Here is a 22,108-nt window from a genome sequence, read left to right as displayed (position 1 = left end):
CCGTGGCTCTGGAAGCCGTGGTCCCGGACGCCATGAACGCCCGCGCGATCGAGGTGCTGAACGCCGGCATCCCCGGCTATCCGTACGGGACGCCGTTGGACGTGGCCTTCCCGGTCGGCACGTTCGTCCGGGAGTTGCTCGACCTGCCCGCGGTCGCCGGTGCGGTGCAGAGCCTGGTCGGGCCCAACCCGAACATCGATCACCACGCGGTGCACGTCCGGCCGCCGCGCGGCGGTGAGGCCCAGAACATGCACGGCGACGCGATCCTGGACACTCGGGTCGAAGCGTTCGACGTCCAGCTCATGTATTACCCGAAGGACGTCACGCTGGAGCAGGGCGGCACGCTGAGCGTGCCCGGGACCCATCTGCGCAAGATCAACCAGACCGGCATCGGCCGCTACCAGAATCTGGCCGGCCAGACCCGGCTGACCTGCCCGGCCGGCACCGTCGTGTTCCTGCACCACGGCATCTGGCACGGCGGCCGGCGCAACGACTCCGACGTGCCGCGCTACATGTTCAAGATCAGGTTCAACCCGACGGTACGCCAGCTCCGGCTCTGGAACACCGACGACATCGACGACCCGCAGGTGATCAAGGAACTGACCGCGAGCTTCGGCTGGACGTCGGCCAACGAGGGTCGGCTGGAGCTGGTCAACCGGGCCAAGCTGTGGCGCGTGCTGACCGGTGATCACGAGTTCGACATCGACTACTACCTGACCCGGGAGCAGCTGCGGCCTCAGTTCGTCGCGCCGGGCGCCAGCGACGTCCGGCTCGGCTCGAACCGCTCCGCCGGCGGCTGGAACTTCTGAGCTGTAACAGGAAGATTGGGAACGAGGAACCATGACCACGACCATCGAAGAAGCGTTCGCGGCCAAACCGGCCCAGCCCAACCTGCGGCAGCAGGTGCTGATCCTCTACCTCGGCACCTCGGCGCTGGACTCCAACGTGATCGGCTGGACCCGTTACGACGGCACCGGCCGGTCCAAGCCGACCATGGGTGACAGCGACGAGCCGCCGTACCAGACCGGCCTGGAGGCTCTGATCGACGGCTGGCGGCTGCTCCAGCTGTCCCAGCTGCAGGCCCACCCGCCGGGCCACGAGTACGACGTGGCCTACCTGCCGTACGAGTTCGTGTTCGAGCGGATCGTCGACATCACGGCCTGACCTAGCGCAACGCGGCACCGTCGGCCCTCGCCGCGGAAGATCTTGTTGGTGCGGTGACTCGTCGAGCGGATGCGCCCTGACCGGCGGATCCGAGCCCCTCAATGACTTCCAACCCTGCGCGTCCCGTGCGGGTCGCACCCGTCCAGGGACGGCGGGCCGCCCAGTATCGGGCCCTGATCCGACCTGAAACACCCTTTGCACCATTCCGCAACGGGCTCCAGTCACGGCGGAGATCCACAGCGATCGTGTCGTGAGGTGAACGGGGCCGAACCCCACAACACGGCCAACTCCCGGCGAGCACTCCCACTCACTGAGCGGACGCCTTGACCCCCACATCGGGCCGGATCTGCCGGTCAAATCGTCCGCTCGACGACGTCACCGCACCAGCAAGATCTTCCGTGGCGCCGGGCGGGATCCTCCCCGTTGTCCTCGTCAGAGGTCGACCGGCAGTCGGCCAGGGGCGGTCCGGTGGCCCGACAGGACCTCGGCCACGGCCGCCATCGTCGCCGGGATCGCCGAGTAGCCGGTGATCAAGGTGGTGTCCGGCGGCAGCACCCTCAGGTCGTACGGATCTCGCGCCGACACCACGACCAGCCGCGGGTTGGCCGCCGCGACCGCCGCCGCCAGCGCCTGCTGCCGCTCGTCGCGCCAGGCCGAGGACGTGATCAGGACGACCCGGTCGACAGCGGCCGCGCGGCCGCCGGCTTCCTTGATCATCGCGTCGTCCGGCTCGGCGCCGGTGATCAACTCCTGGACCGAACCGGGCCGGCCCGACCGCAGCGCGGCGGCCAGCGCAGGCACGGCCTTGTCGCCCCAGCCGGTGACCAGCAGGCTCCCGTCGCCGAGCGGCAGCCCGCCGGAGTCGCGGACGATCGTGATCGCCGACCGAGCGATCCGGTCGGCGGTGTCGCGATGATCTTCGGAGCCGATCACCGAGAGCTCCGGCAGTTCCGGGTCGGCGCCGAGGGCGTACCCGCGACGCAGTTTCAGAGCCAGGATCCGCCGCACGCTCTCCGCGATCCGCTGCTCGCTGAGCCGGCCCTCCCGAACGGCCTGCACCAGGGCATCCCGCGCCACCACCGGAGCCGGCAGAGCGAGCAGCTGGTCGATTCCGGCCTCAATGGCCCGGACCACGATCTCGCCGTCCGGATAGCGGGTCCGGACGCCCTGCATGTCCAACGCATCGGTCGTGATCACCCCGGTGAAACCCAGTTCCTCGCGGAGCAGCCCGGTGATCACCGGCCGGCTCAAGGTCGCCGGGTCGCCGCTCGGATCGAACACCGGGCAGGACAGGTGTGCCGACATGATCAGATCGACCCCGGCGGCGATCGCGGCCCGGAACGGCGGCGCATCGACCCGGCGCCAGGTCTCATGATCATGAGTGATCACCGGCAGGTCATGGTGCGAGTCGACCGCGGTGTCGCCGTGCCCGGGAAAGTGCTTCACGGACGCCGAAATCCCGGCATCGTCCTGCAGCCCAAGGATCGAGGCGACCACGTGATCGGCGACCCGAGCCGGGTCGGACCCGAACGACCGGACCCCGATCACCGGATTGGCCGGGTTGACGTTGACGTCGCCGTCCGGCGCGTAGTCGGCGTTGATCCCGACCGCCCGCAACTCCCGCCCGGTGACCCGATAGGTGGTCCGGCTCAACTCGGGATCACCGGTGGCGCCGAGTGCCATCGCCCCCGGGAACTGGGTCACCGGCTCGCGCAGCCGGACCACGATCCCGTTCTCCTGGTCGGTGGCGATCATCAGTCCGACGCCCGGACCATGATCATCCAGCGACGTCCGCTGCAGCCCGGCACTGAGCGCCGCGGTCCGCTCCGGATGATCGACATTGCCTGACCAGGCGAAGTAGATCACCCCGCCCGGCTGCAGCGACCGGATCACCTCGGCCGGGGTGTCCACACCGAACCGCTCCCGGTTCTCCGGCGCCGCCGTGTCGATCGTCGCTCCGGTCAGGTACGGCACCAGCAGTTGCCCGACCTGCTGCTCCAGGCTCAACCGCCCCAGCTGCTCGTCCACCCAGTCGCTCACCGCTCGACCCTATTCCTGCGCCCGGGACGCCCGGTCCTTGGGCGGGCGCCTTGACAACGACGGTCAACCGTTATTCGATGACGGTTAACCGTTGACGAAGGAGGCTCCGTGCATCCGGATCTGCAGATCGCACCCCCCGGTCGCTTTGGGCGTCCACGTCACCGACCGGCTGCGGCGGGAGATCGTCTCCGGCCAGATTCCGGCGGGCACGCACTTGGTGGAGGGACGGCTGTCGGAGTTGTTCGGCGTGAGCCGCGGGCCGGTGCGGGACTCGCTGCGCCAGCTCGAGGCCGAGGGTCTGGTCGAGGCGCGGCGCCGTGGCGTCTATGTTCGCGGGTTGTCGCTGGAGGACATCGACGAGCTGTATTCGCTGCGGACGATGCTAGAGCGGGAGGCGCTGCAGCTCGCCATGCACCGTGAGCAGGCCGATTGGTCCGAGGCGCGGCGGTTGTTGGAGGAGATGACCGAGGCGGCGGAGCGGGGTGACGTCGAGGCGTTCGCGCACGCCGACCTCGAGTTCCACACCGCCTTCTACCGGTCGGCCGGCCATCGGCGGCTGGGCAACGTCTGGGCGCAGTACAAGCCGACGTTCGCCGCGATGCTGTCGGTGACGAACGCCCAGGATGCCCGGGACCTGCGGCCGACTCTTGCTGATCACGTGCAGTTGCTCGATGCCCTGGCAGCGAAGGACGACGCGGCGGTGCTGACCCTGCTCGCCGATCACATCGAGGGCTCGCGGCAGCGGATGCGGCACGCTCACGGTCGAGCCATCGCGCGGCCGGCCGAGCAGGCCGGGGCCTTCGGGCGGTCGCCGGCTCAGTAGAGGTTCACCTGCGGACACGTGCAGTTCCGGTGGAACAGCGAGGAGGCTGTGATCATGGTTGGTCGGATCACCGACCGCAGGGTTTCCCGAAGATCCGTCGTCACCGCGGCGGCATCGGTCGGCCTCGCCGGGCTCGGCGGAGGGTTGCTCTCCGGCTGCTCCGGCGGCCGAGGACGTACCGGGGAGGTGGAGTTCTGGTCCCAGCTGGCCGGCAGCAAACGCAAGGCCGGGATCGCGCTGGGGGAGCAGTTCGCCGCCGGTCATCCGGAGATCAGCGTCCGGGAGTCCTTGTACGGCAGCCCCAATCAGCTGAACCAGAAGCTGCTGACCGGCATCGTCGGCGGGACCTTGCCGGACCTGTTCATCCAGCACTGGGACTACTCGCTGATCTACGCCTCCGGCGGCCGGCTGGCCGATCTCGAGCAACTGGTCCCCAACACGGCGGGACTGACCGAGCGGTTCGCCAACTACTCGAGGCTCGGCGGTACGTTGATCTCCGCTCCGCTGTACGGGACGGCGCGGGCGCTCACCTTCAACGCCGACCTGATCGGCGCGGCCGGTCTCGATCTTGATCATCCGCCGGCGAACTGGGACGAGCTGCGCGACTGGGCCAGGGAACTGACCCGGTGGGACGGCGACAAGTTGGTCCGAGCCGGTTTTCACTTCTACAGCAACGATCTCGAGCTGTACGAGGCGTTCACACTCTTCCTGCAGGGGGCCGGCGGCAGCCTGCTCAACGAGGACGGCTCCGATGTCGCGTTCGACTCCGACGCCGGAGTCGCCGCGGTCGAGTTCATGGCCCGGCTGGTGATCGACGACCGAGTGACGGTGCCTGGGTTCGGCATCGGCGACAGTTCGTCGGCGCCGTTCCCGTCCGGTCGGGCCGCCTTCTCGATCAACGGCAACTACGGGCTGACCTCGGCGGAGAAAGGCAAGATCAACGTCGCGGTCCGTTCCATGCCGGGGCAGCGCGGTGGGCACACCTCGCTGATCGACCCGTTCGCCTTTGCGATCCCCGAGCAGGCGCCGGCCAAAGAAGCCGCAGCCCGCTACGTCGAGTTCGCGCTGGACGTGGAACGCCAGATCGCCTTCGCGGCCACCAGCCGGAACATCCCGGCGATTCCGGCGGCGGCCGAGTCCGAGGTGATCAAGAAGGATCCGCTGCTGGCCGCTTTTGTCGAGGCCGCCGAGCACGCACCGGAGCGCGCGCCGGTCACGCCGGCCGCGACCCGGATGATCCCGGTGATCGCCCGCTCGGTCTCCAGCGTCTTCTACGGGCGGTCGACACCGGCCGAGGCCGTCAGGTCCGCCGCGGCGAAGATCCGCCCGTTCGTCAAGGTCGGGAGTTGATCATGACCATCTTGCAGCCGGTACTCGCCCGGCGGACCCGCCGGGACTGGATCGCGTACGCGTTCATCGCCCCGGCCGTCGTCGTGCTCGCTCTGGTGGTGGGCATCCCGGCCCTGACCACCCTCGGCTTCAGTTTCACCGATGTCACCTTCCTCCGGCCGACCGAATTCGTCGGCCTGCGGAACTACCTGACCCTGATCGGCGATCCGGTCTTCGGCCAGGCCCTGTGGAACACGCTCTACTACACGGTCGGTGTAACGGTGCCGACCATGGCGCTCGGCCTGGGCACCGCCATGCTGCTCAATGTCCGGTATCCCGGACGCAACGTGTTCCGGGCGATCCTCTATCTCCCGGTGCTGGTATCGATCGCGGCCGCCGCGATGGTGTGGATCTACCTCTACGATCCTGATCTTGGTCCGATCAACGGCCTGATGCAGTCGGTCGGGCTGCCGACTCCGCGCTGGTTGCAGAGCCCCTCGACCGCGATGCCGGCCCTGATCGTGATGGGGATCTGGCGGGACTACGGGACCTCGATGCTGCTCTACCTGGCCGGATTGCAGAACGTCCCGGAGGAGGTCCGGGAGGCCGCCCGGATCGACGGCGCCGGGCCGGCCCGCGCGTTCTGGTCGGTGATCCTGCCGCTGCTCCGGCCGGTCACCTTCTATCTGGTGGTGCTCACCGTCACCGGCAGCTTCCAGGTGTTCGGGTCGATCTACATCATGACCCAGGGCGGGCCGATCGGCTCGACGTCGACCGTGGTCTACCAGATCTTCGAGAACGCCTTCTCCTACTCGGACTTCGGCTACTCCTCGGCAATGTCGGTGGTGCTGTTCGTGTTGATCTTGGTGTTCTCCATCGCCGGGGCCCGGCTCGTCAACGGGAGGGAACGATGACCGTCTCCGTGGTACGGCCGAGCGCCACGCCCCGCACCGAGACTCGGCCGGCCAACGCCGGTCCGGCCCGGTCGCGCTGGACCAGCCGCCGAATCCGCAACGTCGCCATCTGGTACGTCGTGGTCGCCGCGATCAGCATCGTCGCGATCTATCCGTTCCTGATGATGATCTCGACCAGCCTGAAGAGCGACGCCGAGACGGCGGAGTTCCCGCCCTCGCTGATTCCGGAGAGCTGGCAGTGGTCCAACTTCCTGACCGCGTTGTCGGCCACCGATTTCGTACGGCAGCTGGGCAACTCGCTGATCTACGCCCTCGGCTCCATGATCGCCAACGTGGTGCTCTGCGCGCTGGCCGGCTACGCCTTCGCGAAGATGAGGTTCCCCGGCCGGACGGTGATCTTCGCCGGAGTGATCGCGTTGTTGATGGTGCCGGCACAGAGCCAGATCGTCCCCGTGTTCATTGTGCTGCAACACATTCCGCTGGCCGGCGGCAACAACCTGCTCGGCATGGGCGGCAGCGGGCTGCTGAACACGTACGCCGGATTGATCATGCCGTCGGTCGCCACCCCGCTCGGCATCTTCCTGATGCGCCAGTTCTTCGCCGGCGTGCCGGACGAATACCTGGAGGCCGCCCGGCTGGACGGCGCCTCGCACCTGCGGATCTTCGCCAGCATCATGGTCCCGCTGAGCACGCCGGCCGTCGCGACGCTGGGGATCCTGTCCTTCCAGAGTGCGTGGAACGACTTCGTCTGGCCGTTGATCTTGACCACCGACACCGACCTCGCGACGTTGCAGCTCGGGCTTCAGCTCTATTCCTCCGGACAGGAATCCGAGACGAACATCCTGATGGCGGCCAGCACGCTGACCGTGATCCCGATGATCATCTTGTTCCTGGCCGCGCAGCGCTACTTCGTCGGCGGACTGGCCGCCGGCCTGAAAGGATGAGTTCCTTGCCGATCGAGTCGACGCGCAGCATCGTCTACCGCGAGCCCGGGCGGTTCGCCGGCTGGCCGGCCAACTACGGGCTGTGGGGTTGGGGCGAGGAGGTGGTGTCGATCTTCGTGGCCGGCTGGGTCGGGCCGGACACCGGGCTGCATCCGCGGGACAAGGCGCGGCCGTTCGTCCCGGTGGTCGCGCGGAGCCTGGACGGCGGTCAGAGCTGGAGCCACGAGCCGTTCACCGGGGTCATTCCGGGCGGTGTGGAGACCCTGTCCGGCGACGAGCATGTCGATCCGGAGCTGCAGATCGGGCCGCGGCTGGACGAGGGCGCGTTCGTCGAGCCGGAGCCGGTGGACTTCACCGATCCGGAGACGATCGTGCTGGTGGCGCGGACCGGCATCGTCGACGGGGCCCGTTCCTGGTTCTACGTCAGCCGGGATCGCGCCCGGTCCTGGTCCGGGCCGCACCGCCTCGGAACGTTCGGGGAGCGGGCGGTCGCCGCCCGCACCGACATCGTCCCGCTCGGCCCGCACGAGGCGCTGTTCCAGCTGACCACCGGCAAGGCGGACGGGAGCGAGGGACGGATCCGCTCGGTGTGGACCGGCGACGGCGGCCGCACCTTCGAGCCGCGCGGCTGGGTCGGCGACGAGCCGGCGGGCTGGGCGATCATGCCGTCCTCGGTCCGTCTCGACGACGGCACGATCCTCTGCGCGCGACGCTGCTCGGGCGTCGGTGACCGGGGCACGAAGCCGCACTGGATCGACCTGTACGCCAGCGACGATCAGGGCCGCAGCTGGCGCCAGGTCGGCACCCCGGTCCCGGATGCCGGAGCCGGCGGCAATCCGCCGGCACTGGTCCGGCTGGCCGACGGCCGCCTCGTCCTGGTGTACGGGAGCCGCGCCGAACCGTACGGGCTGCGGGCCATGATCAGCACCGACCGGGGTGCCAGCTGGAGCGCGACGGTGATCACCGACGACACCGCGGTCCGGGACCAGGGCTATCCGCGGGCGATCGCGATGGACGACGGCAGCGTGCTGGCCGTCTTCTACTCCAACGACGCCGAACGGTCGGAGCGCTTCATCGAGGCCGTACGGTGGGTGCCGTGACGAGTTCCGTACCCTTGATCATCTCCGCCGTCCCGACGCCGTTCGACGACGCGCTCCGGATCGACCGGGACGCGTTCGCCGAGCTGCTGGAACGGCTCCCGGATGATCATGCCGACGTACTCGTCGCCGGTACCACCGGCGAGTTCCCGGCCCTGGACCGAGCCGAACGTGATCAACTGACCCGGCTGGCCGCCGACGTCCTCGGACCCGACCGGGTGGTCGCCCACGTCGGCGCCGCTTCCTTGTACGAGTCGCACCAGCTCGCCGAGCGAGCCGCCGCCGCGGGGGTGCGCCGGGTCGCGCTGCTCACGCCGTACTATCTGCCGGCCGACGACCGGCAGGTCATCGATCACGCCCATTCCTTTGCGGCAGCGCATCCCGAGCTCGCTGTCTTCCCGTACCTGTTTCCGGACCGGACCGGTGTCGTGGTCGGCGCGGCGACGTTCCGGGCGCTGATGGAGCCCGCGAACGTCGCCGGGGCGAAGCTGTCCGGCCGCGCGAACGACGACTTCGCGGCCTTCGCCGCGCTGGTCCGCCCCGACCAGGCGCTCTACACCGGTGACGACTCCCGGTTGCCGGTGATCAAGACCGAAGGGGGAGCGGGCGTGGTGTCGGGCTGCTTCGCCGTCGTACCCGACCTGATGCTGCGCCACCGGGACGACCCGGACCGGATCCGGGCCATCGTCGGGCTGCTCGGACCCTCGATCGCCCGCCAGAAGTTCGCCCTGCAGGCCGCGACCGGCCGGCCCTGGCGGTCGAGGATGTCGATGCCCGAGCTCCGGACCGGGGTCGCCGCCGAGATCGCGGCGCTGGTCGAGCAGTTGCGGCGACTCGCCCCGGCCACCGGCAGCTGAGCTGTTCGCAGAGTGACCGGCGGACCGGGGAACCGCCCGATCCCGATTAGAGTGTGGGCTGGTCCGGCCTGGATTGGACCGCTGTGTCGGGGGAAGTTCGCGAACGGAGATGGGGAGTCGGCGTGGGCCGCGTAGTGCAGAAGTACGGCGGATCATCGGTGGCCGATGCCGAGAGCATCAAGCGGGTCGCCAAGCGCGTCGTCGCCACGAAGCAGCAGGGCCACGACGTCGTCGTCGTGATCTCGGCCATGGGCGACACCACCGACGAGCTGATGGACCTCGCACTCCAGGTCTCGCCGCTGCCGCCGCCGCGGGAACTCGACATGCTGCTCACCGCCGGCGAACGGATGAGCGCCGCGCTGCTGGCGATGGCGATCGCCGACCTCGGCATGCACGCACGCTCACTGACCGGCTCCCAGGCCGGCATCATCACGACCGGGACCCACGGCAACGCCCGGATCATCGACATCACCCCGGGCCGGATCGTGTCCGCGGTGGACGCCGGCGACATCGTCATCGTGGCCGGCTTCCAGGGCGTCGCCCAGGACACGAAGGACATCACGACGCTCGGCCGGGGCGCGTCCGACACGACGGCGGTCGCGCTGGCCGCCGCGCTGAACGCCGATCATTGCGAGATCTACACCGACGTCGACGGGATCTTCACCGCCGACCCGAGGATCGTGCCGAGCGCCCGGCGGATTCCCAAGATCAGCTACGAGGAGATGCTGGAGATGGCTGCCTGTGGCGCCAAGATCCTGCACCTGCGTTGTGTCGAATACGCCCGGCGGGAGAACGTGGCCGTGCATGTACGATCGTCGTTCTCGGACAAGGACGGCACCTGGGTGACCGAGGCAGAAAAGGGAAGTGCCATGGAACAGGCGATCATCTCCGGCGTCGCGCATGATCGCGGCGAGGCCAAGATCACCGTGGTCGGTGTCCCGGATCGCGTCGGCGAGGCCGCGCGGATCTTCGAGGCGGTCGCGGCCACGGAGATCAACATCGACATGATCGTGCAGAACGTGTCCGCGGTGGACACCGGCCGCACCGACATCTCCTTCACCCTGCCGAAGACCGACGGTACGGCCGCGAAGGCCGCCCTCGAGGCGCTGCGGGAGACGGTGGGCTTCGAGCAGGTTCTGTACGACGACCAGATCGGCAAGGTGTCCGTGGTCGGGGTCGGGATGCGCTCCCATCCCGGCGTCACCGCGAAGTTCTTCGCCGCCCTCGCCGACGCCGGCGTCAACATCGAGATGATCTCGACCTCGGAGATCCGGATCTCGGTGGTCGTCGATCAGGACGACGTCGACCGGGCCGTGGTCGCCGCGCACACCGCGTTCGACCTCGACTCCGACAGCGAGGCGATCGTCTACGCCGGAACCGGCCGTTGAACCCCGACATTCTCGCGTTCATCGCGGGACAGGGCGTGTACGCGCTGCCGATGCTGCTGGGGCTCATCCTGATCCCCCTCCGGACCCGCGGGTCCGCCCGGGTGCTCGGTCTGGTCGGCTGCCTGATCATGCTGATCGGGCACATCCTCAACGCGGTCTGGTCGCTGGCCATCCCCTGGGCGTCGCATGAGCTCAACGTCTCGATCAGTACCCTCGCGGGCCTGTCGGCCGTTCTGGGCCTGGTGTCCGCGGCCGGGCTGGTGCTGGTGATCTGCGCCGTCGTCGCGGGTCGGTCCGGCGGTTCGCCGGCCGAGGCGCAGCGCCCGTCGGTCCCGCCCGCGCCGGGTCAGTACGGGCAGCCGGCTCCGTACTCGACGACGAGTCAGTACGGACAGCCCGGGCCGCCGCAGGTCTAGCTCCAAGCTAGCTCGGGCAGCTCTTGGTCTTGGCCAGGGTGTCCATCGCCGAGGCGTACTTCTCCAGGTTCGGCGGAGCAGCCCGCCAGGTGTCCAGCCAGACTTCCTGCGCGTTGTGCACGTGGCCGCTCGCGGACTTCCGCATGTCGGCGAGGTGATCCGCCCAGTCGCCCATGGCGAGATCGGCTCCGGTGAGCGCGACCCGTACCTTCTCCAACCGGGCCCGGCACAGCTGCAGCTGCTCGGACTGCTCCGTGGTGGCACCCGCCACGGCCTTGCAGGCGTCGGGCACGGCCTTGTGGCCGGACCGCGCGGTCTCGTACTTGGCCACGTCCGAGGGGCCGGGCAGTCTGGTCCGCTTCCAGATCGCCTTGGTCTCGGCCTCGGTGATGCGGCCCAGCGTCAGATCGGTCTGCGCCTGGACGTGCTGGCGCCAATGGTCGACGCCCTGGCTCGCGGCCTGGAGCACCGACTCGCTCTGCGCCACCTCCCGGCGGCAGTCCGCGACGGCCTCGGCGACCGCCTCCTGCTCACCGGTCGATCCGCTGGCGTTCTCCGACGGTGCCCCCTTCGGGGCCGGGTCGTCCGACGCGGGCGCGGACGAGGACGGCGGTACGCCGCTGCCGGCGGAGTTCGGCGGCAGGCCGGTGGGATTCTGCTGGGCCGACCACACGAGCACGCCGGCTGCCGCCGCAGCGATCACGACGACCGGAACCGTACAGAGGATGGCGATGCGCCGCATCAGCGGCGACGGTGGTGGTGACTCTGCTGCTCTTCGCGGCCGAACCATGGGACGGTCCCCTCCCGAGTTTGCCGCTGCGAAGAGGACGAGGGCGTTCCAGGGCTCGTTGCCCACCGGAGTGCGCCGGCCCGACGAATCGGTCCGCGGGAAGATGCTGCGACGCTCCCCCGAACGACCCACGATACGCATCGTGTTACGCAGCGATGTTCATGATCATGCTAAAGAGCGCGACTCAGGGATTCCGCAGCAGCGCGTTAACTCGGACAACGCTGCCTCAGGAGTTCGTCAAGATCCCATCTTCGAGACCGCGTCCGCTTGACCCCCTTCGCTGCCTTGTGGAATTGGGCTAGCGCGGGCAGCTCTTGGTCTTGGCCAGCGTGTCCATCGCGGCCGAGTACCTGTCCAGGTTCTCCGGGGCCTTGCGCCAGGCCTCCAGCCAGGAGTCCTCGTAGTGGTGCAGGTCGTCCGGGTCCGCGTCCTTCAACGCCTCCAACTGGCGCTGCCAATCCTTCATCGCCAGGTCGGCGTTGGTCAGGGCCGACGACACCTTGGACAGCCGCGTGTGGCACAACTTGAGCTGCTCACCCTGGTCGTCCTCGGCGCCCTTCACCGGGCGGCACGCGTTGCCGTCGGCCTTCCGTCCCGACTTGGCCGTCTGGTACTTGGCGACATCGGAGGCGCCGGCCTGCCGGGTCCGCTGCCAGATCTTCTCGGCCTCGTCCTCCTCGGTGCGGCCGAGGGAGAGGTCGGTCTGGGCCTGAACGTGTTCGCGCCAGTGCCCGATGCCGTCGCCGGCCGCCGCGAGTACGGACTCGGCCACGGCCACCTCCCGCCGGCAGGACGTGATGGCCTCGCCGACGGACTGCTGGCCGGTCGGGCCGCTGCCGTCGTCCGGGGTCTCCTCGGCCGAACCGGCCGGCTTGGCCAGCGGTATCGCCGGCGTGCCGGGGCCGCCCTGATTGAGCGTCGTCCACACCACGACGCCGGCTGCACCCATCACCAGGAGCAGAACCGGAACCGTGAACCAGATGACCAGGCGTCGCAGCCGTGATCGTGGCGGAGTGTCCAGTGCTCTCCGCGGCTGAACCATACGGTGGTCCCCTCCCGAGTTGCCGGCGACCGCAGCGATTTCGGGCCATCGTAAGGAGGGCATCTCAACAGCGCCTCAGTGCACGGTCAGTCCGGGCGGGGGCGGCTCAGGAGTTGATCAAGACTCGGTGAACGGACCAGGTCGTGCTTGACCCGCCCTCAGGGCTCCTCACTCGGGGGGTTCCCGGGTTCAGCGCGGGCAGCTCTTGGTCTTGGCGAGGGTGTCCATCGCGTCGGAGTACTTGTTCAGGTTGGTCGGAGCCTTGCGCCACGCGTCGCGCCAGATCCCGTCCGGATCCTGGCTGGGGCTGACACTGGCCGGCGTCGAACCGAGGTGGATCTCCCAGTCCTTCAAGGTGAGATCGGCCGCGGTCAGCGCGGGTCCGACCTTGCCGACCCGGGCGCGGCAGATGCTCAACTGCTCCAGCTCGGCCTCGGTCGCACCCTTGACCGCGGCGCAGGCGCCGTTGTCGGCGCGGTAGGCGGCCTTGGCGGTCTGGTACTTCGCGATGTCGGACGGGCCCGCGTTCCCGGTCCGGTTCCAGACGTCCCTGGCCTCCTTCTCGGTGATCCGGCCGAGCGACAGGTCGGTCTGCGCCTGGACGCGTTGCCGCCAGTTCCGTACCCCGTCGTCGGCGGCGCTGAGCACGGACTCGGCCAGCGCGACCTCGCGCCGGCAGTCCGAGATGGCCTGCTTGATCTTCGCCGTGTCGCTGGGGCTGCTCGACGGCGGACCGGCAGGATTGACCGTCCGAGTGGCCTGCTGCTGCTGGTACAGATACAGGCCGGCGAACACGGCGGCGATCGTCACCGCCGGTACGGTGATCAAGATGACCAGCCGTCGCGCCCACGGCGACGACGGCTGCATGTCGATAAGGGCTCTGCGCGGCCGAACCATGTGGTCCCCTCCCGAGTTGCCGCCTGATGGCATGCATTCAGTTGTGAATGCCCGAGCTCCGGGAGCGAACGTGATCGTCACCCGCAGTGGGCTCGACCATCCTGGTTTCAGGGCGCCGAAGGGTTCCGGCTCCCGATACCTCGGGAGATATTACAGTACGTATTCCTCCTCGTCCGTAACCTTTTGCGGACGTGGACGCGGTCAGTCGTGGTCGAGCACGCAGAACAGATTGCCGACCGGATCGCGCATCACGACGAAGTCCGCGCCCTTCGGATAGGGCCAGTCGGGGACGCGTTCCGCGCCGATCGACTCCAGCCGGGCGATCTCGGCCTGCTGCTCCTCGGGACCGCTGGTCGACAGGTCGAGGTGGGTCGCGTCCCCGTACACCGCGAGAAACGGGCCGTCCCCGTCCGGCGGGACCAGTACGTCCTCCGCCTCGGGATGCGGCGCGTAGCCGAGCGCCTCGGCCCAGAAGCGGGCGCCGCGGCGCCAGTCCTCGCCGTGCAGGCAGACGGCGGCGATCTTCACCATGGCAACTCCTTCGTTCGGCTTGTCCCTGACCGTAGCGGCGGGCTCCGACAGTGGGCTGCCGATGCTCTGGCGTGTTCGGGATCGGAGCCCCTACGGTCAGGGGCATGGCACCGTCCGAACGAGCCGTGCAGCTGGAAGGCGAGGCCACTCGGCTGCTCGCCCAGCTCGACCTCGGCTCCGCCTTCGGTTGGCGGCCGCAGGTGATCGGCAGCGTCCGGTCCGGCCTGCTGGTCCTACGCGATCTTGACGTCATGTTCGACGCGCCGGACGCGACGGCGCCGATGATCTTGGCCGGTCTGGCGGCGCTGGCCGAGCGCGTCGTGATCATGGATGCAGACTTCCGGGACGAGCGCGGTGATCGGCGGCCTACGTCCAAGATCACGGACGAGCGGTTCTACCTCGTGCTCAAGCTCGGTGACGGTTGGAAGGTGGACCTGACCTTCTGGCTGCACGCCGTGGAACGGCCGCACGTCGCCGACGCGCTCCGGCTTCGTGAGCTTCCCGCCGCTCAACGCGAGCTGATCCTTCGCTTGAAGACGGAGTGTCCGGACTATCCCGAGCGGATCGGCGGATCCGAGATCTATCGGGCCGTGCTCGACCGCGGCGTCCGGACCGTCGACGAACTAAGGAGTTGATCATGGACCGGTTGCGGACCTGGGACGACGTGCAGGGGTTCCTGGCGGCGCTGCCCGGCGCCGAGTTCCACTCGCCGGGCGGGCACTTTCCGCGCGGCGTGATCAAGGTGCGCGGGAAGGTCGTGTCCTATCCCGCCGGCGGTGAGCGCGGGTCGCCGCCGGACGCGGTGGCGGGCGAGGAGTTCGTCTTCGTGAAGGCCGGGCCGGACGAGAAGGCCGCGCTGCTGGATCAGGACCCGGTGACGTTCTTCGTGACGCCGCACTATGCAGGCTCGCCCGGCGTGATCGTACGGCTGCGGACCGCGGACCAGGCTCAACTCCGGGAACTGCTGGTCGACGCCTGGCGCCTGGTCGCGCCGGTGAGCCTGGTCCGCGAGTACGAGCCCTAAGCGCCGAAGTCGAGCCCGCGCTCCCGGATCGCCTCGGCGAGCAGCGTGACGGCCTTCGGCCCGACGCCGTGCAGCGCCGCGAGCCGGCTCCTGCCCAGCACGGCCACCTGCTCCAGGGTGGTGATCCCCTCGTTCAACAGGGCGCTGTTCGCCGGCCGCCCGATCCGTGGCAGATCGCCGATCTGGGCCGGCACGTCACGTGTGCTCACCCGGCTCAGGCCAGCCACCCGGTCAACGTGGAAACCTCCGCCGCGTCTGGTGCCCCGAACATTCCACGCTGTCGGTGAGCGAGGTGCGCTGGTCGGGCTGCACGACCGAGGATCAAGGACCCGTGCACGTACCTGGTGAAGGAGTTGTCCGGGTGACGGGGGTGCTCAGCGATGATCACCATCGCCCTTGATCGCGCCGCGCGAGGCCCGATCGGCGAGCTTGGCGACGTTGCGCGCCGCGACGTCCTCCAACCGGATGTCGAGTCTGGTGCAGAGCTCCGAGACGTACCAGAGCACGTCGCCGAGCTCCAGCGCCAACGCGTCCCGGTCCGTGTCGGTGATCACGCCCTGCCGATCCCGGAAGATCTTCTTCACCTTCCCCGCCACCTCGCCTGCCTCGTTGACCAGGCCAAGGGTCGGATACGCGATCGGGTGATCGGTCGCGATCGGAGCACCGGTCCGGGCCGCCGCCTGCTGATAGCTGTCGAAGTCGAAGGTCACGGCCACAGTCTGCCTGGGTGCGCCCGGCCAGTCCTGCCACGCGCGAGTTCATCCTGCCGCAGGGGTCTGGGATTCCTCGAACCTGCGCAGTTCGTAGGTGTCGAACACAAGCTGGTCGGAGATGATCTTGCCGTCGCGTACGACGAAGTGGTCGGCGGCCCGGATCGTGCCGAAGGGGCCGGTCTGCATGTCGTACATGATCACCGCATGCTCGTCGTCACCGTACGCCGCGATGATGTCGATGCTCGCGACGGCCTGGGCGAACTGTCCCATCGCCTCGGCCACGTCCGGGGCGCCGGTGATCTTGACCCGCGGGCTCTCGAAGACGATGTCGTCGGCGCAGTAGCCGGCCAGTTTCGTCAGGTCCTTGGCCGCGAACGCCTCGATGAAGGCGACGGCGGTGGCGGTCGCGGGGCTGTGCTCGGTCATGGTTTGACGTCCTCGGTTCGTTCGATGGGTGGATTCTTCGGCGCCTGCGGCGCGGGGACAGCGGTGATTGCTTAAATGCATCACGTGGTTGACTATCACAAGCAAGGTTCGTTAAGTCAAGCGAGCGCGCGTACCCTTGGGCGCATGCCCAGATTGCGGAGTTACGGCCAGTACTGCGGGCTCGCGCATGCGCTGGAGATCGTCGGCGAGCGCTGGGCGTTGTTGATCATCCGCGATCTCGTGTTGGGCCCGAAGCGCTTCACCGACCTGCGTACCGGCCTGCCGCGGATCCCGACGAACGTGCTGTCGGCGCGGCTGAAAGAGCTGGAGAGCGCGGGTGTGGTGCGTCGCCGTACGATGCCGCGCCCTTCCGCGGCGGTCGTCTACGAGCTCACCGACTACGGAGCGCAGCTTGAGGACATCGTGCTGCGGCTGGGCCGGTGGGGCGCCAGCACCCTCGGCGAGCCGGGCCCGGAGGACATCGTCACTCCGGACGGGGAGGTGCTGGCCCTGCGCGCCACCTTCAAGCCGGAGGCCGCAGTCGGTGTCCGGGCCCGCTATCAGGTACGGGTCGCCGACGTCGTCGTGCACGCCCACGTGGAGGACGGCACCCTGATCGCCGGAGACGGCCCGCTCCCCGCGCCCGACCTGGTGCTGGAGATGGACGACATCAGCACCCACAAGCCGTTGCTGGCCGGCGAGCTCACCCCGGAGGAAGCGGTCGCGAAGGGCCTGGTCACAGTGACCGGCAAGCCGGCCGAGTTCAAGCGGTTCCTGAAGCTGTTCAGTGTCAGCACCGAAGGGTTGCCTGGTGACTGATGGTGTACCGACGCTGGTGGTCGTATCGGGACCGGCCGGCGCGTATGGCAAGACGACCCTCGCCCACAAACTTGCTCGGACCGTTGGCTGCCCCGCGATCTGTCGAGATGAGATCAAGGAAGGGATGGTCCACGCCAATCCTGGGTTCGAGGCCGGTCCCGGTGACGCCCTGACCCAACGGACCTTGCCCACCTTCTTCTCCGTGCTGGAGACCTTGCTTCGCGCTGGGTCGTCGGTTGTAGCGGAAGCAGCGTTTCACGATGATCTCTGGACTCCGGGACTGAACCCGTTGGCCGCGATGTCCAAGATCCGCGTGATCCAGTGTGTGGCTGACCGGGATGCCGCAGGTGCCCGGGACGTCCTGCGGTACTCAGCGAACCCGGTGCGAAAGGCTCACTCGGCGCTGACGCTTGGTCGCCGAGGCGGGTCGTTCACGCCGATATCGCTGGACGTACCGAAGCTCCTGGTGGACACGACCGAGGGCTATGACCCGTCGTTCCCGGAGATCGTGAGCTTTGTGAACGATGCTGTCGAGCAATAGGCGGGCGCGAAGATCGACATCATCAGGAAGCAAGCGGCCCTCTGACCTTGCGGTCAGAGGGCCGATCCCTGGGTCGGGGTGACAGGATTTGAACCTGCGACTTCTTCGTCCCGAACGAAGCGCGCTACCAAGCTGCGCCACACCCCGGTGGAGCCTCGGAGAGTCTAGCCCATCCGGGGCGGAGAACTCACATCGGTATCACTCCGCGTCTCGCGGGACCAGGGTGAGCAGGGTTGCCTCGGGTGGACAGGCGAACCGGATCGGGGCGTACGGGGACGTTCCGAGGCCCGCGGACACGTGCAGGAAGGCGCTCTGATCACCGATCCGATGGCTGGACAGGCCCTTCACCCGGGCCGCGTCGATGTCGCAGTTGGTGACCAGCGCGCCGTAGAACGGCACGCAGACCTGGCCGCCGTGGGTGTGGCCGGCGACGATCAGGTCGTGGCCGTCGGCGGTCATCGCGTCGAGCAGCCGGAGGTACGGGGCGTGGGTGACCGCGATCGCGACGTCGACCTCGCTCCGGTCGATCGGGCCGGCCACCTCGGCGTAGCGGTCGGCGCCCAGGTGGGCGTCGTCGGTGCCGCGGAAGCCGATCCGTACCCCGTGGATCTCGATCGTGGCCCGAGTATGGGTGAGGTCGAGCCAGCCGGACTGTTTGAAGGCACGGCCGAGGTCCTGCCAGGGCAGCGTGTTGTCGCTGGGCTTGGCGGTCCGCCGCGGCTGAGTGAGGTAGCGCAGCGGGTTCTTGAAGGTCGGGCGGAAGTAGTCGTTGGAGCCCCAGACGTACACGCCGGGCAGGTCCAGCAGCCGGCCGAGGGCGCGGATTGTCGGCTCGACGGCGTCGACGTGGGCCAGGTTGTCGCCGGTGTCGATCACCAGGTCGGGCTCGAGACCGGCCAGCCGGTTCACCCACTCCTGCTTCTTGCGCTGGCCGGGCGTCAGGTGCAGGTCTGACAGGTGCAGGATCCGGATCGGTACGGCGTCCGGCGGCAGCACCGGGACCTCGTACCGGCGCAGCCGGAAGGAACGCACCTCGTACCCGGCCGCGTAGGCCAGGCAGCCGGCCCCGACGGCACCCACTCCGAGCACCGTGCCGGCCGCGATCTTGGCCACCCGTCCTGCAGACATGGCGCAAGGCTACAAGGGTGATTCGCGTCGACACGCTCAGGCCGGGTGGGCAAGGATGGTGTCATGGCTGAACTGAAGGAACGACTGCGTACGGACATGGTGGCCTCGCTCAAGGCCCGCGACACCGTACGTACCTCGACGCTGCGGATGGTGCTCACGGCGATCACGGAGGCCGAGGTGGCCGGCAAGGCCGCCAAGGAGCTGACCGCCGAGCAGGAACTCGACGTCGTGATCAAGGAGGCCAAGAAGCGGCGCGAGTCCGAGGAGGCGTACGCCGAAGCGGGCCGCACCGACCTGGCCGAGAAGGAGCGGGCCGAGGCCGAGGTGCTGGCCGACTACCTGCCGCAGCAGCTGGGCGAGGCGGAGATCGCCGAATTGGTCCGGGAGGCGATCGCCGAGACCGGGGCCGCGGAGCTGGGCCCGCGCGGCATCGGCAAGGTGATGGGGGTGCTGACCCCGCGGACCAAGGGCAAGGCCGACGGCGGCGCGGTCGCCGCGGAGGTGAAGCGGCAACTCACCTGAGCCGGAACCCCCCGGAACGACGAAGTGCCCCGCGATCGGATCGCGGGGCACTTTCGTTGTCAGGAGGGGCGTCAGCCGTCGCCCTCCTCCTGCTTCTGGGTCTGCTCGGTCGGCTTCTTGTTGTCGCCCGGCTTCTTGTCGTCTTCCTTCTTCTCTTCGTCCTGCTTCTGTTCTTCCTGCTCCTGCTCCTGCCGCTTCTTGCGCTCTTCCTCGCGTCGGCGGCGTTCCTCGGCCTCGCGCTCGGCCTTCTCCTCGGCCTCACGCTCGGCCCGGACCTTCGCCGGGTCGCGGCCGGCCGAGAACAGGATGTAGATCGTCGAGAACTCGCGGACCTTGCCGCCGTACTGGCTGAAGCCGATGAAGTCGCCCGCCGGCACCGTGTCGCTGTAGACGCGGTCGCGGACGACGGTGAAGCCGGCGTCCTCGAGCTTGGTGGTGGCCTCCGCGATGGTCAGCCCGGCCAGGCCCGGCATCGGGACCATCTTGCCGGTCTCGATCTCCTTGGACGGCTTCTTGAACTTCGTCTTCGGCTTGTCCTTCAGGTAGCGCTCCATGGTCGGCTTCCAGATCTCCTGGCCGGCGTCGCCGCTGCCGGAACCCTCCAGGGACTCACCGCTCTCCAGCTTGAAGCCCTTCACGCCACGCGAGCGGAATCCCTTCTTGCCCCGGATGAACGGCTTCTGCCGCTTGTCGATCGCGATCATGGCGACCCCGGCCGCTTCCGGCGTGTAGCCGGAGAACCAGACCGCCTCGTTGCTGTCGATGGTGCCGGTCTTGCCCGCCTGCGGCCGGCCGTCATCGACTGCTGCTCGCCGGCCGGTGCCCTTGTTGATCACGCCGGAGAGGAGGCTGTTCACGCCGTCGGCGACATCCTTCTCCAGCACCCGCTTGCAGTTCGCCGACGGTGCCTGGATCTCCTTGCCGTCGGGCTTGGTGATCTTCCGGATGATGATCGGGTCGCAGTGGATGCCGCGGGCGGCGAACGTCGCGTACGCCTCGGCCATCGAGATCGGCGAGATCTCCACCGAGCCGAGCGTGAACGCCGGGATGTACTGGTAGTAATCGACCAGGTCACGGGTCTCGCCCTCGTGACCCTCACGCTCGTCCCGGCCGGTGCTCTCGATGCCCAGCTTCTCGGCCATCTCGGTGGTCCGGCAGAGTCCGACCTGCAGCACCAGCTGGGCGAAGTAGGTGTTCACCGACATCTGCATCGCCCGGTGCATGTCCATGACGCCGTTGGCCCCGGTGGAGTTGGACACCTTCCAATTGTCCAGCTTGGCCCGTCCCTCACAGGTCTGGAAGCTGCGGCCCTTGAGGTTGATCGTCTTCTTCGCGTCGTACTTCTTGTTGGTCGGGATGCCCTTCTCCAACGCGGCCGCGGCGGTGAACGCCTTGAACGTCGAGCCCGCCTGATACCCCTCCGCGCCGCCGAGGGTCGGGGACGCCGAGTAGTTGTAGTAGGTCTCGCCCTTCTTGGCGTTGTCGCCCATCACCGGCCGGCTCTGCGCCATGGCCAAGATCAATCCGGTGCCGGGCTGGATCATGTTCATCGTGGAGATGATCGGATCCGTCGGCGAGACGACCTTGCTGAGCCGCTTCTGCGCCATGTCCTGCACGTCCGGATCGATCGCGGTCTCGATCGTCAGACCGCCCCGCTTCAGCGCGTCCTCGCGCTCCTCCGGCGTCTTGCCCAGGCTCGGCGCCTGCAGCAGCGTGCGCCGTACGTAATCGCAGATGAACGGGTAGCGCGAGCCGACGCAGCCGTTCCGGGTCTTCTGCACGTTCTTCTCGTCGAACTTGGTGGCCTTGGCCTCCTTGACCTGGGCCGGCGTGATCATGCCGTACTCGGCCATCTTGTTGATCACCACGTCGCGGCGATCATGGGCCGCACCGGGGTTCGTCACCGGGTTGACCTGGTTCGGGTTCTGCACCAGGCCGGCCAGCATCGCCGCCTGCGGCAGGGTCAGCTTCGCCGCCGTGGTGTTGAAGTAGTGCCGGGCCGCGGCCTCGACGCCGTACGCGCCCTGGCCGTAGTAGGCGATGTTGAGATAGCGCTCGAGGATCTGGTTCTTGTCGAGCTTCTCCTCCAGGGCCAGCGCGTACCGAAGTTCCTTGATCTTGCGCTGGTAGCCCTCGATGCCGCTGGACTGGATCATCCGCGCGATGCAGGCTTGATCAAGTTCGCAGGACTCGACCAGCACCATCTTCACGTACTGCTGGGTGAGCGTCGAACCACCCTGGGTGTCGCCGCTCGAGGTCCGGACGAACGCCCGCAGGGTGCCGATCAGGTCCATCGCGCCGTGCTCGTAGAACCGGTGGTCCTCGATCGCCAGCTGCGCTTGGACCATCACCGGGGCGATCTTGTCGAGCGGGACGTAGATCCGGTTCTCGTCGTAGAAGTACGTCAGCACCTCGCCGTTGCCGAGCAGGACCTTCGACCGCTCCGCCTGGGGCGGGGTCTCCAGCTCGGCCGGCAGGTTCTCCAACTCTCCGGCGGCGGCCTGTCCGGTGACCCCAGCCAGACCGGCGAAGGGGACGAACAGGCCTGCGACCAGGACACCCGCCAAAACGCTCACCACAAGGAACATGGCGAGCGATGAGAGGACCTTGGCCGGACGTTTGAGGCTCACAGGCATGGCTCTTAGGGTACGGGAGCCGACGGCCCATGCCGAATCTTTCGTACGCGCGCTTCACGTTGTGCAA

General features: G+C 68.4%; 25 protein-coding genes and 1 tRNA gene. 15 read left to right on the top strand and 11 right to left on the bottom strand.

What is annotated here, in order from left to right:
* Positions 1–2: 2 nt before the first annotated feature.
* Together BKA15_RS14910 and BKA15_RS14905 are read left to right on the top strand one after the other, a co-directional pair.
* Positions 3–809, top strand: a complete 807-nt coding sequence (locus tag BKA15_RS14910; RefSeq protein ID WP_312879045.1) for a phytanoyl-CoA dioxygenase family protein — start codon at positions 3–5, stop codon at positions 807–809.
* A gap of 31 nt (positions 810–840) precedes the next feature.
* Positions 841–1,164: a hypothetical protein gene (locus BKA15_RS14905; protein WP_218871334.1), complete on the top strand. Its 324-nt coding sequence runs from the start codon at positions 841–843 to the stop codon at positions 1,162–1,164.
* A 432-nt stretch (positions 1,165–1,596) separates the two neighbouring features.
* Here the strand turns inward: BKA15_RS14905 and BKA15_RS14900 are convergent, their stop codons facing one another.
* On the bottom strand, positions 1,597–3,204 hold the full coding sequence (locus BKA15_RS14900) for a glycoside hydrolase family 3 protein (RefSeq protein ID WP_179752013.1): 1,608 nt from the start codon (positions 3,202–3,204) through the stop codon (positions 1,597–1,599).
* A 91-nt stretch (positions 3,205–3,295) separates the two neighbouring features.
* Here BKA15_RS14900 and BKA15_RS14895 point away from each other — a divergent pair, with 91 nt between their 5' ends.
* The 8 genes from BKA15_RS14895 to BKA15_RS14860 all read left to right on the top strand — a co-directional run bounded on the left by BKA15_RS14895 (position 3,296) and on the right by BKA15_RS14860 (position 10,972).
* Positions 3,296–4,027 carry a GntR family transcriptional regulator gene (locus BKA15_RS14895; RefSeq protein WP_218871333.1) on the top strand — a complete coding sequence of 244 codons (732 nt, stop codon included), beginning with the start codon at positions 3,296–3,298 and terminating at the stop codon, positions 4,025–4,027.
* Between the two features lie 54 nt (positions 4,028–4,081).
* On the top strand, positions 4,082–5,377 hold the full coding sequence (locus BKA15_RS14890; protein ID WP_246322914.1) for an ABC transporter substrate-binding protein: 1,296 nt from the start codon (positions 4,082–4,084) through the stop codon (positions 5,375–5,377).
* 2 nt (positions 5,378–5,379) lie between these two features.
* Positions 5,380–6,270 (top strand): carbohydrate ABC transporter permease, encoded by an 891-nt coding sequence (locus BKA15_RS14885; RefSeq protein WP_179752009.1) that lies wholly within the window; start codon positions 5,380–5,382, stop codon positions 6,268–6,270.
* Positions 6,267–7,214: a carbohydrate ABC transporter permease gene (locus tag BKA15_RS14880; RefSeq protein ID WP_179752007.1), complete on the top strand. Its 948-nt coding sequence runs from the start codon at positions 6,267–6,269 to the stop codon at positions 7,212–7,214. The genes BKA15_RS14885 and BKA15_RS14880 overlap by 4 nt, the downstream gene beginning before the upstream one ends.
* Positions 7,211–8,314 carry a sialidase family protein gene (locus BKA15_RS14875; protein ID WP_179752005.1) on the top strand — a complete coding sequence of 368 codons (1,104 nt, stop codon included), beginning with the start codon at positions 7,211–7,213 and terminating at the stop codon, positions 8,312–8,314. Before BKA15_RS14880 ends, BKA15_RS14875 begins: the two co-directional genes overlap by 4 nt.
* On the top strand, positions 8,311–9,168 hold the full coding sequence (locus BKA15_RS14870; RefSeq protein WP_179752002.1) for a dihydrodipicolinate synthase family protein: 858 nt from the start codon (positions 8,311–8,313) through the stop codon (positions 9,166–9,168). The genes BKA15_RS14875 and BKA15_RS14870 overlap by 4 nt, the downstream gene beginning before the upstream one ends.
* Before the next feature lie 122 nt (positions 9,169–9,290).
* Entirely contained in the window at positions 9,291–10,556 is a 1,266-nt protein-coding gene (locus BKA15_RS14865) for an aspartate kinase (RefSeq protein WP_179752000.1), read from the top strand.
* A complete protein-coding gene (locus BKA15_RS14860; protein ID WP_179751998.1) occupies positions 10,553–10,972 on the top strand; it encodes a hypothetical protein in 420 nt (139 codons plus the stop codon). Before BKA15_RS14865 ends, BKA15_RS14860 begins: the two co-directional genes overlap by 4 nt.
* Before the next feature lie 7 nt (positions 10,973–10,979).
* Here the strand turns inward: BKA15_RS14860 and BKA15_RS14855 are convergent, their stop codons facing one another.
* The 4 genes from BKA15_RS14855 to BKA15_RS14840 all read right to left on the bottom strand — a co-directional run bounded on the left by BKA15_RS14855 (position 10,980) and on the right by BKA15_RS14840 (position 14,232).
* On the bottom strand, positions 10,980–11,714 hold the full coding sequence (locus BKA15_RS14855; protein ID WP_179751996.1) for a hypothetical protein: 735 nt from the start codon (positions 11,712–11,714) through the stop codon (positions 10,980–10,982).
* Between the two features lie 346 nt (positions 11,715–12,060).
* Positions 12,061–12,711: a hypothetical protein gene (locus BKA15_RS14850; RefSeq protein WP_179751994.1), complete on the bottom strand. Its 651-nt coding sequence runs from the start codon at positions 12,709–12,711 to the stop codon at positions 12,061–12,063.
* 282 nt (positions 12,712–12,993) lie between these two features.
* Entirely contained in the window at positions 12,994–13,671 is a 678-nt protein-coding gene (locus BKA15_RS14845; protein WP_179751992.1) for a hypothetical protein, read from the bottom strand.
* Between the two features lie 231 nt (positions 13,672–13,902).
* The gene (locus tag BKA15_RS14840) at positions 13,903–14,232 is read right to left on the bottom strand and encodes a VOC family protein (RefSeq protein WP_179751990.1); all 330 of its coding nucleotides are present in this window, start codon (positions 14,230–14,232) and stop codon (positions 13,903–13,905) included.
* A 104-nt stretch (positions 14,233–14,336) separates the two neighbouring features.
* Here BKA15_RS14840 and BKA15_RS14835 point away from each other — a divergent pair, with 104 nt between their 5' ends.
* Both BKA15_RS14835 and BKA15_RS14830 read left to right on the top strand, forming a co-directional pair.
* Positions 14,337–14,867 (top strand): hypothetical protein, encoded by a 531-nt coding sequence (locus tag BKA15_RS14835; RefSeq protein WP_179751988.1) that lies wholly within the window; start codon positions 14,337–14,339, stop codon positions 14,865–14,867.
* A gap of 2 nt (positions 14,868–14,869) precedes the next feature.
* Complete coding sequence (locus tag BKA15_RS14830; RefSeq protein WP_179751986.1) at positions 14,870–15,256, top strand: MmcQ/YjbR family DNA-binding protein; 387 nt, start codon at positions 14,870–14,872, stop codon at positions 15,254–15,256.
* On the opposite strand, the gene BKA15_RS14825 is transcribed toward BKA15_RS14830, so the two are convergent.
* The 3 genes from BKA15_RS14825 to BKA15_RS14815 form a co-directional block, all read right to left on the bottom strand.
* Positions 15,253–15,465: a helix-hairpin-helix domain-containing protein gene (locus tag BKA15_RS14825; protein ID WP_179751984.1), complete on the bottom strand. Its 213-nt coding sequence runs from the start codon at positions 15,463–15,465 to the stop codon at positions 15,253–15,255. The genes BKA15_RS14830 and BKA15_RS14825 overlap by 4 nt on opposite strands.
* Positions 15,466–15,630: 165 nt before the next feature.
* Positions 15,631–15,966: a nucleoside triphosphate pyrophosphohydrolase family protein gene (locus tag BKA15_RS14820; RefSeq protein ID WP_179751982.1), complete on the bottom strand. Its 336-nt coding sequence runs from the start codon at positions 15,964–15,966 to the stop codon at positions 15,631–15,633.
* Between the two features lie 48 nt (positions 15,967–16,014).
* A complete protein-coding gene (locus BKA15_RS14815) occupies positions 16,015–16,395 on the bottom strand; it encodes a nuclear transport factor 2 family protein (RefSeq protein WP_179751980.1) in 381 nt (126 codons plus the stop codon).
* 144 nt (positions 16,396–16,539) lie between these two features.
* On the opposite strand from BKA15_RS14815, the gene BKA15_RS14810 reads away from it, so the two are divergent.
* Both BKA15_RS14810 and BKA15_RS14805 read left to right on the top strand, forming a co-directional pair.
* On the top strand, positions 16,540–17,214 hold the full coding sequence (locus BKA15_RS14810) for a winged helix-turn-helix transcriptional regulator (protein ID WP_179751979.1): 675 nt from the start codon (positions 16,540–16,542) through the stop codon (positions 17,212–17,214).
* Entirely contained in the window at positions 17,207–17,755 is a 549-nt protein-coding gene (locus BKA15_RS14805; RefSeq protein WP_179751977.1) for a P-loop nucleotide/nucleoside kinase family protein, read from the top strand. Before BKA15_RS14810 ends, BKA15_RS14805 begins: the two co-directional genes overlap by 8 nt.
* A 73-nt stretch (positions 17,756–17,828) precedes the next feature.
* On the opposite strand, the gene BKA15_RS14800 is transcribed toward BKA15_RS14805, so the two are convergent.
* Positions 17,829–17,902: transfer RNA gene (locus BKA15_RS14800), tRNA-Pro, on the bottom strand.
* A gap of 51 nt (positions 17,903–17,953) precedes the next feature.
* Positions 17,954–18,883, bottom strand: a complete 930-nt coding sequence (locus tag BKA15_RS14795; protein WP_179751975.1) for a metallophosphoesterase — start codon at positions 18,881–18,883, stop codon at positions 17,954–17,956.
* 63 nt (positions 18,884–18,946) lie between these two features.
* Here BKA15_RS14795 and BKA15_RS14790 point away from each other — a divergent pair, with 63 nt between their 5' ends.
* Entirely contained in the window at positions 18,947–19,405 is a 459-nt protein-coding gene (locus BKA15_RS14790) for a GatB/YqeY domain-containing protein (RefSeq protein WP_179751973.1), read from the top strand.
* Positions 19,406–19,476: 71 nt separating this feature from the next.
* On the opposite strand, the gene BKA15_RS14785 is transcribed toward BKA15_RS14790, so the two are convergent.
* Positions 19,477–22,041 carry a transglycosylase domain-containing protein gene (locus BKA15_RS14785; RefSeq protein WP_179751971.1) on the bottom strand — a complete coding sequence of 855 codons (2,565 nt, stop codon included), beginning with the start codon at positions 22,039–22,041 and terminating at the stop codon, positions 19,477–19,479.
* Positions 22,042–22,108: the final 67 nt, after the last annotated feature.

This window comes from Microlunatus parietis (genome assembly GCF_013407955.1).
Lineage (GTDB): Bacteria > Actinomycetota > Actinomycetes > Propionibacteriales > Propionibacteriaceae > Microlunatus > Microlunatus parietis.
Note: the sequence above shows the minus strand (reverse complement) of the source record. Positions and strands in the feature narration are given on the sequence as shown.

What these genes read in the sequence shown, in the direction of transcription:
- BKA15_RS14835 (WP_179751988.1), top strand. Translation starts at nt 14,337, where the DNA reads ATGGCACCGTCCGAACGAGCCGTGCAGCTGGAAGGCGAGGCCACTCGG.
- BKA15_RS14880 (WP_179752007.1), top strand. Translation starts at nt 6,267, where the DNA reads ATGACCGTCTCCGTGGTACGGCCGAGCGCCACGCCCCGCACCGAGACT.
- BKA15_RS14850 (WP_179751994.1), bottom strand. Translation starts at nt 12,711, where the DNA reads ATGGGTGCAGCCGGCGTCGTGGTGTGGACGACGCTCAATCAGGGCGGC.
- BKA15_RS14790 (WP_179751973.1), top strand. Translation starts at nt 18,947, where the DNA reads ATGGCTGAACTGAAGGAACGACTGCGTACGGACATGGTGGCCTCGCTC.
- BKA15_RS14840 (WP_179751990.1), bottom strand. Translation starts at nt 14,232, where the DNA reads ATGGTGAAGATCGCCGCCGTCTGCCTGCACGGCGAGGACTGGCGCCGC.
- BKA15_RS14855 (WP_179751996.1), bottom strand. Translation starts at nt 11,714, where the DNA reads ATGCGGCGCATCGCCATCCTCTGTACGGTTCCGGTCGTCGTGATCGCT.
- BKA15_RS14875 (WP_179752005.1), top strand. Translation starts at nt 7,211, where the DNA reads ATGAGTTCCTTGCCGATCGAGTCGACGCGCAGCATCGTCTACCGCGAG.
- BKA15_RS14845 (WP_179751992.1), bottom strand. Translation starts at nt 13,671, where the DNA reads ATGCAGCCGTCGTCGCCGTGGGCGCGACGGCTGGTCATCTTGATCACC.
- BKA15_RS14905 (WP_218871334.1), top strand. Translation starts at nt 841, where the DNA reads ATGACCACGACCATCGAAGAAGCGTTCGCGGCCAAACCGGCCCAGCCC.
- BKA15_RS14890 (WP_246322914.1), top strand. Translation starts at nt 4,082, where the DNA reads ATGGTTGGTCGGATCACCGACCGCAGGGTTTCCCGAAGATCCGTCGTC.
- BKA15_RS14795 (WP_179751975.1), bottom strand. Translation starts at nt 18,883, where the DNA reads ATGTCTGCAGGACGGGTGGCCAAGATCGCGGCCGGCACGGTGCTCGGA.
- BKA15_RS14785 (WP_179751971.1), bottom strand. Translation starts at nt 22,041, where the DNA reads ATGCCTGTGAGCCTCAAACGTCCGGCCAAGGTCCTCTCATCGCTCGCC.
- BKA15_RS14810 (WP_179751979.1), top strand. Translation starts at nt 16,540, where the DNA reads ATGCCCAGATTGCGGAGTTACGGCCAGTACTGCGGGCTCGCGCATGCG.
- BKA15_RS14815 (WP_179751980.1), bottom strand. Translation starts at nt 16,395, where the DNA reads ATGACCGAGCACAGCCCCGCGACCGCCACCGCCGTCGCCTTCATCGAG.
- BKA15_RS14885 (WP_179752009.1), top strand. Translation starts at nt 5,380, where the DNA reads ATGACCATCTTGCAGCCGGTACTCGCCCGGCGGACCCGCCGGGACTGG.
- BKA15_RS14830 (WP_179751986.1), top strand. Translation starts at nt 14,870, where the DNA reads ATGGACCGGTTGCGGACCTGGGACGACGTGCAGGGGTTCCTGGCGGCG.